The organism is Rhizobium skierniewicense (assembly GCF_014196515.1).
Taxonomy (GTDB): Bacteria; Pseudomonadota; Alphaproteobacteria; order Rhizobiales; family Rhizobiaceae; genus Agrobacterium; species Agrobacterium skierniewicense.
Window position 1 is genome coordinate 268035 of sequence record NZ_JACIDV010000003.1, and the last position, 14619, is coordinate 282653.

General features: G+C 55.3%; 11 protein-coding genes and 4 pseudogenes. 4 read left to right on the top strand and 11 right to left on the bottom strand.

The features are described 5' to 3' along the window. Positions 1–63 precede the first annotated feature (63 nt). The 11 genes and pseudogenes from GGQ73_RS06180 to GGQ73_RS06220 all read right to left on the bottom strand — a co-directional run bounded on the left by GGQ73_RS06180 (position 64) and on the right by GGQ73_RS06220 (position 9402). Complete coding sequence (locus GGQ73_RS06180; RefSeq protein WP_183894820.1) at positions 64–1152, bottom strand: protein-glutamate methylesterase/protein-glutamine glutaminase; 1089 nt, start codon at positions 1150–1152, stop codon at positions 64–66. Positions 1153–1161: 9 nt separating this feature from the next. Continuing rightward, positions 1162–2010, bottom strand: a complete 849-nt coding sequence (locus GGQ73_RS06185; protein ID WP_183894822.1) for a CheR family methyltransferase — start codon at positions 2008–2010, stop codon at positions 1162–1164. Positions 2011–2023: 13 nt separating this feature from the next. Further along, complete coding sequence (locus GGQ73_RS06190; RefSeq protein ID WP_174155470.1) at positions 2024–2518, bottom strand: chemotaxis protein CheW; 495 nt, start codon at positions 2516–2518, stop codon at positions 2024–2026. Between the two features lie 3 nt (positions 2519–2521). After that, positions 2522–3589 (bottom strand): annotated as a pseudogene (locus GGQ73_RS23325) (methyl-accepting chemotaxis protein); the annotation flags it as partial. A 138-nt stretch (positions 3590–3727) separates the two neighbouring features. Continuing rightward, positions 3728–4210 (bottom strand): annotated as a pseudogene (locus GGQ73_RS23330) (MCP four helix bundle domain-containing protein); the annotation flags it as partial. A gap of 172 nt (positions 4211–4382) precedes the next feature. Continuing rightward, positions 4383–5591 (bottom strand): annotated as a pseudogene (locus GGQ73_RS06200) (methyl-accepting chemotaxis protein); the annotation flags it as partial. A gap of 165 nt (positions 5592–5756) precedes the next feature. Further along, positions 5757–6197, bottom strand: a pseudogene (locus GGQ73_RS23335) (MCP four helix bundle domain-containing protein); the annotation flags it as partial. Position 6198: 1 nt separating this feature from the next. Next, positions 6199–6741 carry a chemotaxis protein CheW gene (locus GGQ73_RS06205; protein ID WP_174155467.1) on the bottom strand — a complete coding sequence of 181 codons (543 nt, stop codon included), beginning with the start codon at positions 6739–6741 and terminating at the stop codon, positions 6199–6201. Beyond that, positions 6738–8726: a chemotaxis protein CheA gene (locus tag GGQ73_RS06210; protein WP_183894828.1), complete on the bottom strand. Its 1989-nt coding sequence runs from the start codon at positions 8724–8726 to the stop codon at positions 6738–6740. Before GGQ73_RS06210 ends, GGQ73_RS06205 begins: the two co-directional genes overlap by 4 nt. Next, complete coding sequence (locus tag GGQ73_RS06215; protein WP_174155465.1) at positions 8723–9091, bottom strand: response regulator; 369 nt, start codon at positions 9089–9091, stop codon at positions 8723–8725. Before GGQ73_RS06215 ends, GGQ73_RS06210 begins: the two co-directional genes overlap by 4 nt. Further along, entirely contained in the window at positions 9088–9402 is a 315-nt protein-coding gene (locus GGQ73_RS06220; protein ID WP_174155464.1) for an STAS domain-containing protein, read from the bottom strand. Before GGQ73_RS06220 ends, GGQ73_RS06215 begins: the two co-directional genes overlap by 4 nt. 852 nt (positions 9403–10254) lie before the next feature. Here GGQ73_RS06220 and GGQ73_RS06225 point away from each other — a divergent pair. From GGQ73_RS06225 to GGQ73_RS06240, 4 genes are all read left to right on the top strand, one after another. Next, positions 10255–11490: an ABC transporter substrate-binding protein gene (locus tag GGQ73_RS06225; protein WP_174155462.1), complete on the top strand. Its 1236-nt coding sequence runs from the start codon at positions 10255–10257 to the stop codon at positions 11488–11490. A 156-nt stretch (positions 11491–11646) separates the two neighbouring features. Continuing rightward, on the top strand, positions 11647–12549 hold the full coding sequence (locus tag GGQ73_RS06230; protein ID WP_174155461.1) for a carbohydrate ABC transporter permease: 903 nt from the start codon (positions 11647–11649) through the stop codon (positions 12547–12549). Beyond that, positions 12542–13483, top strand: coding sequence for a carbohydrate ABC transporter permease (locus GGQ73_RS06235; protein WP_174155460.1), 942 nt, complete (start codon positions 12542–12544; stop codon positions 13481–13483). Before GGQ73_RS06230 ends, GGQ73_RS06235 begins: the two co-directional genes overlap by 8 nt. A gap of 5 nt (positions 13484–13488) precedes the next feature. Next, positions 13489–14577 carry an ABC transporter ATP-binding protein gene (locus tag GGQ73_RS06240; protein ID WP_174155459.1) on the top strand — a complete coding sequence of 363 codons (1089 nt, stop codon included), beginning with the start codon at positions 13489–13491 and terminating at the stop codon, positions 14575–14577. The last annotated feature ends 42 nt before the right edge of the window (positions 14578–14619 follow it).

Sequence of the window (14619 nt, forward strand, 5' to 3'; positions counted from 1 at the left end):
ATGGTGCCATCCGATCATTCAGCATTATGGTTAACAGCATCTAAAGACGTATTGAGGATTCAGTTACCGACGCCTGTCTTCGGCCAGGATTTCGCGAGCGATATGCTCCAGCGCGACGATTTTGTTGACACCGCCATGTGCTATGGCCTCTTTCGGCATGCCGAACACGACAGACGACGCTTCGTCCTGTGCCAAGGTGTGGGCACCAGCCTGATGCATTTCCAGCATACCGCGTGCACCGTCATCACCCATTCCGGTCATGATTACACCCATGGCGTTGCCGCCTGCCGAGCGTGCAGCGGAACGAAACAACACATCCACCGATGGCCGGTGACGGGAAACGAGCGGGCCGGTGCGCACCGACACGTGATACCGCGCGCCCTGCCGCTCTAAAAGCATGTGCTTGTCGCCTGGCGCGATCAGCACATGTCCGCGCAGAACCGCATCGCCGTCTTCTGCTTCCTTGATCTCGACCTCGCATAGGGAGTTGAGACGTCTGGCGAAAGCTGCCGTGAACTTTTCCGGCATGTGTTGGACGATCACGATACCAGGTGCATTTGCTGGCAGTCTTTCCAACATCTCACGCAATGCCTCTGTACCGCCTGTGGACGCGCCGATGCAGACCACCATTTCGGTCGTCCGCGCCATCGCTTTTCCAGATGGTGGCGGCAGCACCGCGTCAGCCGTCAACTTGGCCTGGATTCCGTGTGTCGACCCGTGCCGGGGCGACGTTTTTGTCCCTCTCACGCGGGCGTGGGCGGCACTTTTGACGACCTCACAGATGCGCAACGCTGAATCCGCCAGATGATCGGCAGCACCGATACGCGGCTTCAGGATGATGTCGACCGCACCTGCCTCCAGTGCCTGCAGCAACGTCTCGGACCCAGCTTCGGTGAGAGATGAGCACATCACCACGGGGATGGGGTGCTGCGACATGATCTTACGCAAAAATGTGATTCCGTCCATGCGCGGCATTTCGACATCGAGCGTTATGACGTCGGGCAGATCTTCCTGTATCTTCTTGGCTGCCATGAAGGGATCGGACGCGGCGCCGATCACTTCGATGTCTGGATCGGATTCAAGCACTGCGGTCAGTGTCTGGCGGACACTGGCTGAGTCGTCGACGATCAGTACGCGCGTCTTTTTCACCATGGCCGTCTGCTACTGCTTTATGAACACTGTGTTGGCAACCTGTTTAACGGGGAGGTTTATACCCGTGATGCTTTCTGAGTGACCGATCAGGAGATAACCACCCGGCGACAGGCAGTTGCACAATTGCGTCAACACATGTGATTGCGTTTTCTTGTCGAAGTAGATGAGCACATTGCGGCAGAAAATGATCTGATAGGCGTCGCCGACCTCGTAGGTCGGGTTCATCAGATTAAGCCGTGCATAGCCGACCTTTGCACGAAGCTTAGGCGTAATGCGCACTTCGTTACGCTGCTTGTCGCGGGGCTGCATGATGTATTTTCGTGCAAGATCTGCCGGGACGGGCGCAACCAAGTCTCTCGTGTAAATGCCGGAGTGCGCTTTCTGAAGCACTTCAGTGGATAAGTCCGTGGCAAGGATACTGAAATCCCCGATGACCCGTTTCTCGATGGCTTCGGCCAGTACCATCGCCATGGTATACGGCTCGGCACCGGTGGAGCATGCCGAACTCCATGTTCGGATGCGTTTGTGGCCCTTCGCAGACAAAGCAGGCAGGGCAATTTTCTCCATGAAATCGAAGTGGTTGGGCTCCCGAAAAAAATCCGTCTTGTTGGTCGTGACAACATCGATCAGAAAAATGCTTTCAGTTTCCATGCCTCCATGGCGAAACAGGAAATCGCAATATTCCACGAAGGTTGCATGTCCCGTCGCTCTTAAGCGTTTGCGTAGCCGTCCTTCCAGCATTGACCGCTTCGTATCGGGCATCTTGATGCCGCAGTAATTGTAGATGAATTCCGAAAGTTTACGAAAATCGCTGCTGTTCAGGCTGTCGTCGAAGTTCGTGTAAGCAGGTGCACTCAACGTTTGGACTCCATTATGCGGCGCGAACGGGTCCGTTGGCGGCCTGGGTAAGGCCGCTGGCCTCGCCGGAGAAGAGTTGCGCGAGGTCGATAATGACGACAAAATCACCCTCACGACGAACGACACCAGCAATGTAGTTCGAGTTCCAGCGAATGCCGATATCGGGCGCTGTTTCGATGACATCCCGGCTGAACGGTGTGACTTCGAACACCTTGTCTGCCACCAGACCAAGTGCGAGGAGCTTTTCACCGATCGGAATATCCAGCACCAACATACGGGTGTTCTGGGTCTTGACCGTTCCGCTCATGCCAAGACGCAATCGCAGGTCGATGACGGGTACGCCCTGGCCACGCACATCCCTGAGCCCCAGCAGGTAATCCGGCCCATGGGGGATTTTGAAAGCGTCCTCATGATCAAGAATTTCGCGAACGACGTCAACAGGAACGGCGAAGACCTCTTCGCCGAGACTGAATGTGACATACTGGGTATCAGATGATGTGCTGGCCATGATTTAAGCGCTTTCCCGGAAATCTGCGTCGTTCGCATCTGGACCGCCCTGAGACATATCCAGTGCGAAACCCTTGGCGCGCGCCTGCTGTGTTCTGACCGATTGGTCATATGTCGCCTTGCGAGCCGGCATGGGTTGGTGAGGCTTTTTCTGCTTGAATGCCGCCTGTTTTTGCGCAGGTGAAGCACGGCGTGCCTCACCATTGTCCACCTTGAAGAATGCGATGCTCGTCTGAAGTTCTTCGGCCTGAGCTGCCAATTCTTCAGAGGTGGCAGACATCTCTTCGGATGCGCTGGTGTTTTGCTGGGTGACCTTGTCCAGTTGCTGGATGGCTTCATTGATCTGGTTGGCGCCGATGTCCTGCTCACGGCAGGCTGCTGAAATTTCAGCGACGAGTTCCGCCGTTTTACGGATATCAGGTACGAGGCGGTTCAGCATCTCACCCGCATCGGCCGCTGCCTTGACCGTGTCGCTAGACATGGCGCTAATTTCAGCGGCTGCAGACTGGCTGCGTTCGGCCAGCTTGCGAACTTCCGAGGCAACAACGGCAAAGCCCTTGCCATGCTCGCCCGCACGCGCGGCTTCGACAGCGGCATTGAGTGCGAGGAGGTCGGTTTGACGTGCAATTTCCTGAACGATGGAAATCTTTTCGGCAATCGTGCGCATGGCGACGACAGCACGGCCAACAGCAGCACCGCTGGCTTCCGCGTCCGTAGAAGACTGACGGGCAATCTTTTCCGTCTGCGCGGCATTTTCTGCATTCTGGCGAATATTGGCAGCCATTTCTTCCATCGACGCGGAGGCCTCTTCCGTTGAAGATGCCTGTTCTGTCGCGCCCTGTGAAACCTGTTCCGAGCTGGCAGAAAGCTCCTGGCTTCCTGATGAGACGTTTTCGGCTGCGGAAATGGAGTCGGAAACGACGCCGCGCAAACGCTCGATCATCGTATTGACGTGTTCCAGCAACGTGCCGATTTCATCGCGTGTGGTGATGACGGCCATATTTGTGAGGTCGCCTTCGGATACGTTTCGCACCGAAACAATTGCTTTGTTAAGACCGCGGCTAATGGAGATCGAGATGAGGATCGCAGAAATGATTGAGAGTATGGCAGCTCCAAGAGCAAGGGCTGCAAGCGTTGTGAATGTGGTGTTGTAAACTGTTTCACTCAGCTTGTCAGAGGTCGCGATACCAGCTTCTGTCGATTCTGACAGCGCTTCAGTCATCGCATCCAGTTTGTCGGAAGCGATCGTTCCCTCCGTCTGGTTCAATTCCAGAGCCTGATCGCGGTTATTGGATTTGACCAGATTGATGACGCGGTCCTGCAGGGCGATAAAATCACCCCAGAAGTCTCGAATTTCCGCCCATTTTGCTTTGAAATCTTCTGGAGCACTCTGTTCGCCAGCAGCAAGGGCCTCATTGAAGTTTTTGCGTTCGGTCGCAATCATATTGAGCGCGTTTTGGACGCGTTCCGACGATGTCGAAAGAAGGAGGTCGCTTTCGGCCAAGCCGAGACCATCGAATGCGCTCGCAATGTCATTGGCGACGTCGTCCTGATGGATAGGGCCGCTGATCATGCCGTCCTTCAGTGCATCCATTTCCCTTAGGCCGTTGATACCGAAAGCAGCACAAGCTGCCATCAGGAGGACGAGTAGCCCGAATATCAGGCCAAGTTTTAATTTGATGGTAAACCGCATAGCTAGTCCTCTTAGTCGACGCTTTGAATGATTGGCGTCAGAGATGCATTGTCACCCGCAATATCAGCTTGCGTTGTAACGAATGCATTCACACCTCTCGATAGAATGTACGATAGTCATCGTTGCACCGGAGGGCTCGAAGATGGATCTCGAGCCCATTCCTCATCTGGCTTTATGCGCTTTCACGGAAATCCGAGTCAGCCGAGTCCGGTCCGCCCATCGACATGTCCAGTGCAAAACCCTTGGCACGTGCCTGTTGGCTGACAATGGAATTGTCCGGTCTGCGAACAGGTGCTGCTTTCGGTGCCACCCGTGTGGCAGGCGCCTGTGCTGGACGGATCGCTGCGCGAAGATTTGCCGAGGAAGGACCGGCATCAGAGCGATCAACCTTGAAGAATGCGATGCTGGCCTGGAGCTCTTCGGCTTGTGCAGCCAACTCTTCCGATGTTGCAGACATTTCCTCGGACGCACCGGAGTTGAGTTGCGTGACCTTATCGAGTTGCTGGATAGCTTCATTGATCTGGCTGGCACCGATGTCCTGTTCGCGGCAGGCTGCCGAGATTTCAGACACCAGTTCGGCCGTCTTGCGGATATCCGGGACCAGGCGGTTCAGCATGTCGCCGGCTTCGGTCGCAACCTGAACCGTAGTCCCGGAAAGGGAGCTGATTTCAGCGGCTGCGGCCTGACTGCGTTCTGCAAGCTTGCGGACTTCGGAAGCGACGACGGCAAAGCCTTTGCCATGTTCGCCAGCACGGGCTGCCTCAACGGCCGCGTTGAGCGCAAGAAGGTCGGTCTGACGCGCGATTTCCTGAACGATGGAAATCTTTTCGGCAATTGTGCGCATCGCGGTTACGGCCCGCCCTACGGCCTCACCACTGGCTTCGGCATCCTTGGAAGACTGGCGGGCAATCTTTTCCGTCTGGGCCGCGTTGTCGGCATTCTGTTTGATGTTGGCTGCCATCTGCTCCATCGAGGCAGACGCTTCCTCGGCAGAGGACGCCTGTTCGGTCGCTCCTTGCGAAAGCTGCTCGGAGCTTGCAGACAGTTCCTGGCTGCCGGACGAGACGTTGTCGGCTGCTGCAAGCGCATCGGCAACCACGCCACGCAGGCGCTCGACCATGCGCTGGAGGGAGACGCCAAGCGTATCCTTCTCAGAAAGCGGCTTTGGCGTCACTGTGAGGTTGCCGTCTGCGATTTCATTGGCCACGCTTGCGGTGTTGCGCAGATTGCCCGTCATCACATTGATCCGGTCCACAAGATCTCTGATCTCGTCGTTTGACTTGATCTCGACATCCCGATCAAGATCGCCGACGGCAACTGCTTCAGCGACATCCATGATCTTGCGCAGGCCCTTCGTAATACCAAGCGCGATCCAGAGTGCTGTCACAATGGCGATAACGATTGCCGCTATGGAGATCCCGATCATCAGCATGCGGGTCTGTTCATAGTCGGTGGTAGCCACCTGTTTTGCTGTCTCAAGCCGGCCACGGTTAAATTTGACGGACTCATCAAGTTTGTGCGTAAGCTCGGTGGCCGCAACGCGGCCATCGCCGGAGGAGTACGCTATTGCTGCGGCATTATTGCCTTCTGCCATAAGTTGGCGGACGCGGTCGTCGCTGGCTTCAAATTTCTGGTATGCCGCAACAATCGACGCCCAGGTCGACTGCATTTCAGGCGCCGCCGTGGACGCCATTTCATTGATGAGCCTGGTTAGTTGTGCGCGACTCTCATTGCCGGTTTCCTTGTGCTGCTGCAGTTCTCCCGGCGTCGTTGAAAGAATCATGTTCTTCTGCGAACGCACGGTGACGAGCGATAGTGCATTGATCTGATGAACCTTGTCGAGACGCACGACAGTGCCTTCGACGACCCGGTTCATCGAGTCCTTCGCTAGACTGAGGCTGTAGACACTATATCCGGCAGTACCAGCCAGCATCGCGATCAGAAATCCAAATGCGACGGCGAGCTTCATTTTGATGGTAAATCGCATCCTAGAATTCCTTTGAGAGTTCGATGACGTTGTTGCGAGAAGCACCCCTGAGTGACGCTTCCGGCTGCGAGGTGAAGATGGCGGTGAGGTTCGGAATGATGACAAATTCGCTGCCGCGCCTGATAAGGCAGTTGATGTAGTCCGGCCGCCATCGCATGCCGACGCTCGGCGGCTGTTCGCTTGCGGTTTTGGAGAAGGTGGTCACCTCGTAAACCTTGTCTGTGCGCAAGCCGACCAGGGTGCGTTCACCTTCGATCGGAAGCTCGATGACGATGATGCGGCTATCGATGGTTTTTTCCGCAGCCCCCATCCCAAAGGCCAGGCGAATATCTGCCAATGGTATGACCTTGCCACGAAAATTGATGACGCTTGCCACGTAGGGCTTGCTACCGGGCACAGCCGTTTCCGGCAGAAGGTCGAGTATTTCCTGAACCTTGATGGCCTCGATTGCGAAGGTTTCGCCTTCGATGCTGAAGGTAAGGACTTCCAGATCGTCGCGGTCGGCCCACAGGTCTTCCGACTGTTTCATGAGAGGCTGGTTCATCCGGCGATACGCAATTGCGCCTCCTGCTGCTGGCCTGACGTCACGAGGTGGCCGACATCGAGAATGAGGGCGACGCTGCCATCGCCCAGAATAGTCGCACCGGAGAAGGTCGCGACATCATGATGCAGTTTCGACATGGCCTTGATGACGGTCTGATGATCGCCGATGATCTGATCGACAACGAGCCCGACGCGCTCGGATCCCGTCGAGATGACGACGACCTTCTGGAACTGGTCGGGCTTGGTACCGGTGTTGAACAGTTCTCTGAGACGGATGAACGGCACCAGACTTTCACGCAGCGAGATGAACGAGCGGCCACGGGACTTGACGTCGGCGTCGGGGGAAAGCTCGAGACATTCTTCGACGGCAGACAGCGGAATGACGTAGCAACCCGTTCCAACGCGCACCAGCAAGCCGTCGATGATGGCAAGCGTCAGCGGAATCGCGAGAGAGACTTCCGAACCGGCGCCGGGCGTGCTGGTGATGTTGATGAGACCACGCAGCGCTTCAACCGATTTCTTGACCACATCCATGCCGACGCCACGGCCGGAAAGATTGGTAATTTGTGCCGCAGTCGAAAATCCCGGTTCAAAGATGAGCTGCAAAAGCTCCTGATCCGACAGTGTCGCATTGGCTGCGATGATGCCCGAGGATTCAGCCTTGGCACGCACGCGTTGACGGTCAATGCCACGACCGTCGTCACGAATGGTGATCGTGACCTCGCCGCCGGATTGGCGGGCAATGAGTGTGATACGGCCAACAGCAGATTTACCTGCCGCAATGCGTTCATCCGGTGTTTCGAGGCCATGGTCGCAGGAGTTGCGAACGAGGTGGACCAGAGGGTCAGCGAGGCGTTCGATGACGGCCTTGTCGACTTCGGTGCTCTCACCTTCGGTCACAAGTTCGATCTGCTTGCCTGTTTCCCGCGCCAGATCATGGATCAGGCGACGGAACCGACCAAAGAGTTGGGCGATCGGCACCATTCGCAGGACCATCATCGTATCGCGAAGTTCACCGGAAAGGCGCTCTACATCTTCGGATACGGACCGAAGCTGGATATCGACGCTGGTGTTGGCCAGCTGAGAAAGGCGCGATTGCGCAATCACGAGTTCGCCGACACGGTCCATCAACTCGTCCAGCCGTTCTGCGGGTACGCGGACGTTCTCGGCAGCCTTGTTCTGCTTGCCATCATTGGCCTGCGCTGCGGCAGGGTTCGCTTTGGCCGCATCTTCGACGGGGGCGGGCGGCGGCACGATTTCAACGACCGGCGCCGGTGAGGCTGATATTTGTCTGACGTTGATCTCCATATCGTCCATGACGAAGATGAAGACGTCGTCGATATCCGACCGTGGCTTGTCAGTCGTCAGCGTAACGGACCACGATAGGTAGAGATTGGTCGGATCAATGACATCGAGTGCCGGAATGGTGGCGGTTTTGGCAACGATCAGACAGTCGCCGAGCTCTGCCAATTCATCGAGAAGGCCCAACGGATTGGTGCCGTTCGCCATGGCATTTGCCGGTAGGCTGAAATCGATCTGCCATGTTGCCATCGCGGTTTGGGCAGCTTTTGCGCCCGGTGTGGGCTGTGTGTGGTGGGGTGCTGATGTCGCTCCGCTACCCACCGCTGCTTGCAGCTTGGCCAGAAGACGATCACCCGTTTCCGGCAGTGCAATTGCCGGATTATCGACCAATTGGCGCATGTGATCCTGCGCCTCGAGAACAGCGGCGATCAATTCGCTGCTGGCAGGGACTTCGCCCTTTCGAACGCGGTCGAAGGCTGTTTCGCAATGGTGCGTGAAAGCAGCCAACGCTTCGAAGCCAAACATGGCACCGGACCCCTTGAGGGTGTGCAGACCGCGAAACACGGCGTCGATCTGTCCTTGGTTGGACAGGTCATGCAACAGGTCGAGAAGGCCGCTTTCGATCTGCTCGAAAAGCTCGCCCGCTTCCGTTCTGAAAACCTGAATGGGGTCCAATATGGTCATCTACCGAGAACCTTCTTGACGATCTTGACGAGATTCTCAGGGTCGAACGGCTTGGTCACCCAACCCGTAGCGCCTGCTGCCTTTGCCCGTGTCTTCATGTCCGCGTCAGACTCGGTCGTGAGGAAGATGATCGGAATGCCCGTGTGGGCAGGCGATTGGCGCAATGCCTCGATCATTTCCAGGCCGTTCATGTTGGGCATGTTCAGATCGGTGACGATGAGGTCGAAAGACCCGGCCTTTGCTTTCGTCAGGCCGTCTGCGCCATCCACGGCTTCGGTAATCTGGTATCCCGCGTTCGTCAGGGCAATTTTCGTCGTCATTCTGATGCTGGCAGAATCATCGACTGTCAGAATATTGGCGCTCATTGAATTTCCTTTCCATGCAGCCAGAAGAGGCGCGAAGCCTCATCCATGTCGTTGAGGAAACCGCCGCGACGAAGCGTATCCAGTACGCTTTGGGAGGCTGGCTTCATAAGTGTGACGTATTTTCCCTCTGTCCGGGCGTAGACCCTTGACGCCTCGATGAGCTGGATGAAGCTTAAGTCCGCATGCGCATCGGCGGGGATATCGATTGTGACGGCTTTGTTGGTCTTCAGTGCATCGAGCAGGCTTTCGTGAGCAGCTGTGATGCCGCGTATGGAAAGGCTAGAAGGCAATGTTAGTATTTCCGGTACCATCCAAATTTCCCTAGATTATTTTGATTGCCTTAAATGCTGCGAAGGACGTGTGGATGTGCTTTGCGGGCTTCCACGCCGAAGTTGACGGTCTCAGCCGGTGCAGCACGGGAGTTTCGTGAGCGCGTTATCGAGAAATTGCTGTGTGTGTGAACACGACACAGTTGGAGCGCAGCCAGAGGTGACTGGCGTTCTTCTTCCACCGGCAGGTTTTTCACGATTTACTCCGAAATCACTTGCGAACAGGCACGACTTCGCGATCCCGGGCAAAGGGGAAAGCGTCCAGACAGTTACATTTTGGATTGCGGGCTGGCTTCATGCAGTCCGTTGCAAAAGCGACACGTGCGACCGGAGACGCCCTGTGATTTACTCGCTTAACATATCGGCTAATTTCTATTCGACACTGGTTAATTAGCGGTTAAGTGGGGTTGCGATTGTTGGTCAATCTCTTAATGGTTGCGGCAATTTCACGTGATTTTGCAAAGTATCGGGTGAAAACCACTTTTTGCTACCCTGGATATACATGGCTCGTTTGGCGGAAATTCTTGGAATATAACAGATTAATTTTTCGCGGCGAAACGGGAAGTGATAATTGCGTTTTGAAGGGGAAGCGGAAGACTTCAAAAGCAAAGGGTGAGAAAACGACTTTTCATTCGCGGCGCTTTTTTTGATCGGAGGTGTTGCCTCTTCCGACGTTTTTTATCCCCGATCTATAATCACGCCCTAAGAAAAAAATATTAAGTAATTGATTATAAATGTTTATTATTGTTTTAATTTTTTATTACGCTTGCTGTTGCGGAAGTCTGATGTTTCGCATAGGTTTTTACGGCAACGTTTCAGTGAGGGAGGAGACTCATGCGCATACGTTCTATTTTGGCTGCTCTGGCGGCCAGTGTCATGTTGCCGGTAGGGATTGCCGGGGCCACTGATCTCGAAGTAACGCACTGGTGGACATCGGGCAGCGAAGCTGCTGCGGTTGGGGAACTGGCCAAGGCATTTGATGCAACCGGAAATAAGTGGGTGGATGGTGCTATTGCTGGTTCTGGCGGTACCGCGCGTCCAATTATGATTAGCCGCATTACCGGTGGCGATCCAATGGGAGCCACCCAATTCAATCATGGCCGCCAAGCTGAGGAGCTTGCGCAGTCCGGGTTGATGCGCGATCTCACCGATGTTGCGGAAAAAGGCAACTGGAAAGACATCATCAAACCGTCCAGCCTGCTCGACAGCTGCACGATCGACGGCAAGATTTACTGCGCGCCTGTGAACATCCACTCCTGGCAGTGGCTGTGGCTTTCCAATGCAGCCTTCAAGAAAGCTGGGGTTGACGTTCCCAAAAACTGGACGGAATTCATCGCGGCGGGTCCTGCCCTTCAGAAGGCCGGCATCCAGCCACTCGCGCTGGGTGGCCAGGCTTGGCAGGCCAATGGCCTGTTCGATACGCTGGTGTTGTCGATGGGTGGAAAAGACCTCTATGAAAAGGTTTTCAAGGACAAGGACGCAGACGTAGCTGCCGGGCCAGAGATGCAGAAAATCTTTGCGGCAGCCGACGAAGCAAGAAAGCTTGCAAAGGGTTCAAACGTTCAAGACTGGAACCAGGCCACCAATATGGTCATCACCGGAAAGGCCGCTGGCCAGGTGATGGGCGACTGGGCACAGGGCGAGTTCCAGCTTGCCGATATGAAAGCCGGAACGGATTATAGCTGCCTGCCGGGTCTCGGCCTTAGCGATTATATAACGACGGGTGGCGACGCTTTCTATTTTCCTTTGCTGAAAGACGAAGCGAAGTCCAAGGCCCAGGAAGTTCTGGCTGAGGTGATCGTCGATCCGAAAACGCAGGTTGCGTTCAACCTGAAGAAAGGCTCGCTTCCCATCAGGGGTGACGTCGATCTCTCGGCTGCCAATGACTGCATGAAAAAGGGTCTGGCCATCATTGAAAAGGGCAACGCCCTGACAAGCACGGATCAGCTCATCTCGGCCGATACGCAAAAGCAAAAAGAGGATTTGATGTCCGAATTTTTCGCCAATGCGTCTTTGACTGCAGAGGCTGCACAGAAGCGCTTTGCTGACATCATTTCCTCAGCAGACTGACCTTCGTCGTCTGTAACCGGTACTTAGAAAATCTGCTGGTTTCAGACGCCTCCTTGCCAAGCGCTTCACGTGTTCGCGCCTGGAAAATTTGCGGCGGGATATGCTCTGAAGCTACCCGCTGCATAATCAACCTATATGATTGATGAGGAGTGGTGCATGGCGGTTAAAAGCCATTCTGGTCGTCCCAACCAGCTATTCCGCAATCTGAATTCAAAGATTGCATCGATACCCATGATCCTGACCGCGATGGTCATTTTCCTGGGTGGAACGATCTGGACAGTCGTTTATTCCTTTACCAACTCGAAATTGTTGCCCCGCGCGACGTTTGTCGGTTTTGATCAGTATGAGCGCCTATGGGACGCGCCACGCTGGATCATCTCGATCCAGAATCTCGCGATCTACGGCATTCTGTCGTTGATCTTCAGTCTCGTGATCGGCTTTGTGTTGGCTGCACTGATGGATCAGAAGATACGTTTCGAGAATACATTTCGAACCATCTTTCTTTATCCCTTTGCCCTGTCTTTCATCGTCACCGGTCTCGTTTGGCAATGGCTTCTCAATCCCGAATTTGGCATTCAAGCCGTTGTTCGGTCGATCGGGTGGGAGAGCTTCACGTTCGACCCGCTCTATAACTCGGATTTCGTGATCTATGGCATCCTGATTGCCGCTCTGTGGCAGGGCACTGGCCTCGTCATGTGCCTGATGCTGGCAGGCCTGCGCGGGATCGACGAGGATATCTGGAAGGCTTCGCGGGTGGACGGTATTCCCATGTGGAAGACCTATATCCTCATCGTCATCCCCATGATGCGCCCGGTCTTCATCACCACGCTCGTCATCATCGCCAGTGGCATCGTCAAGGTTTACGACCTCGTGGTGGCGCAAACCAGCGGTGGCCCCGGCATCGCATCGGAAGTGCCAGCCAAATATGTCTACGACTACATGTTCCAGGCACAGAATCTGGGGCAGGGCTTTGCCGCCTCGACCATGATGCTGCTCACGGTCGCCATCATCGTTGTCCCATGGGCCTATCTCGAATTCGGAGGGCGCAAACGTGGCTGACATCTCGACGCTCAACACAGTCGCGGCAGGGAGCGACCCTGTCACCTCCAAACTTGATGGACCGCGCGGTCGCAAGCCGAAAAAGCGGATATCACGGCGCAATATCATTCTCTATGGCAGCCTCTTCGTCGCTGCGCTCTATTATCTCCTGCCACTCTACGTGATGATCGTGACATCGCTGAAAGGCATGCCGGAAATCCGCATGGGCAACATCTTTGCCCCGCCGCTCGAAATCACGTTTGAGCCCTGGGTGAAAGCATGGTCGAACGCATGTACGGGCCTCAACTGCGATGGTCTGTCGCGCGGGTTCTGGAACTCCGTGCGGATCATGATCCCGTCCACAATCGTGTCCATCGTCATCGCGTCCGTCAGCGGCTATGCGCTGGCAAACTGGAAGTTCAAAGGTTCGGAGTTCTTCTTCTCCATTCTCATCATCGGTGCGTTCATTCCGTATCAGGTGATGATCTATCCAATCGTCATCGTTCTTCGTGAGATGGGCATTTACGGCACGCTTACGGGGCTGGTCATCGTGCACACGATCTTCGGTATGCCGATCCTGACTCTGCTCTTTCGCAACTATTTCGCCGGGTTGCCGGAAGAGTTGTTCAAGGCAGCACGCATCGATGGTGCGAATTTCTGGCAAATCTATTTCCGCATCATGGCCCCGATGTCGTTGCCCATTTTCGTGGTGGCAATGATCCTGCAGGTTACCGGCATCTGGAACGATTTCCTCTTCGGGGTCGTGTTCACCAGACCGGAATATTATCCGATGACGGTTCAGCTCAACAATATCGTCAACTCGGTACAAGGCGTGAAGGAATACAACGTCAATATGGCTGCAACCCTTCTGACCGGTGCCGTTCCGCTGTTCGTCTATTTCGTTTCAGGCAGACTTTTTGTCCGCGGCATCGCCGCAGGCGCAGTCAAAGGTTAAGCTTCATGAATAAAAGCGTCTCCATTCGCGAACTGTCCCTGTCCTTTGGTGCGGTGACCGTATTGTCCGACCTCAACTTGGATATTTACGAAGGCGAGTTTCTCGTTCTTCTGGGATCATCAGGCTGCGGAAAATCCACATTGCTGAACTGCATCGCCGGGCTTCTCGAGCCGACTGAAGGGCAGATTTTCATCAAGGATCGCAACGTGACCTGGGAAGAGCCGAAGGATCGCGGTATCGGCATGGTGTTCCAGTCCTATGCGCTCTACCCACAGATGACGGTCGAAAAAAACCTGTCTTTCGGCTTGCAGGTCGCCAAAGTTCCGAGGGAGGAAATCGATAAGCGCGTTAAACGCGCCGCTGGCATCCTTCAGATCGAACCATTGTTGAAACGCAAGCCGGCAGAGCTTTCCGGCGGCCAGCGGCAGCGCGTGGCCATCGGACGTGCGCTGGTGCGCGATGTGGACGTGTTCCTGTTCGATGAACCGCTCTCCAACCTCGATGCCAAGCTGCGCTCGGAACTGCGTGTGGAAATCAAACGACTGCACCAATCGCTGAAGAACACGATGATCTATGTAACGCACGACCAGATCGAGGCGTTGACGCTGGCGGATCGCATCGCGATCATGAAAGGCGGCGTGATCCAGCAACTGGATGATCCGATTTCGATTTATAACAAGCCGAAAAATCTCTTCGTCGCAGGCTTCATCGGTTCGCCGTCGATGAACTTCCTGCGTGGTGAACTGGAAGCGAAAGACGGCAAGGTGGTGTTTACGACACATGGCGTCAGCTTCACGCTGGACGGATACGACACATCAGCCGCACTCACGCCGGGTACGCCTGCGGTTCTAGGCGTTCGGCCTGAGCATGTGCGTGTCGATAGCGATATCACCAGCGGTGAAATCCACGACGCCGTCGTTGATATCGAAGAGCCGATGGGTGCAGATAACCTCATATGGCTCAAGCTCGCCGGGCACACGCTCTCGGTACGCGTCGGTGGACACCGGCGGTTCTCGCCTGGAACGAAGGTCAAGCTGGCCTTCGATATGTCCATGGCCTCCCTTTTCGATGCGACGACGGAAGATCGTATCTAGCCACCCTCAACCACCCACCAGACACAGTCCCAATGTCAGGAG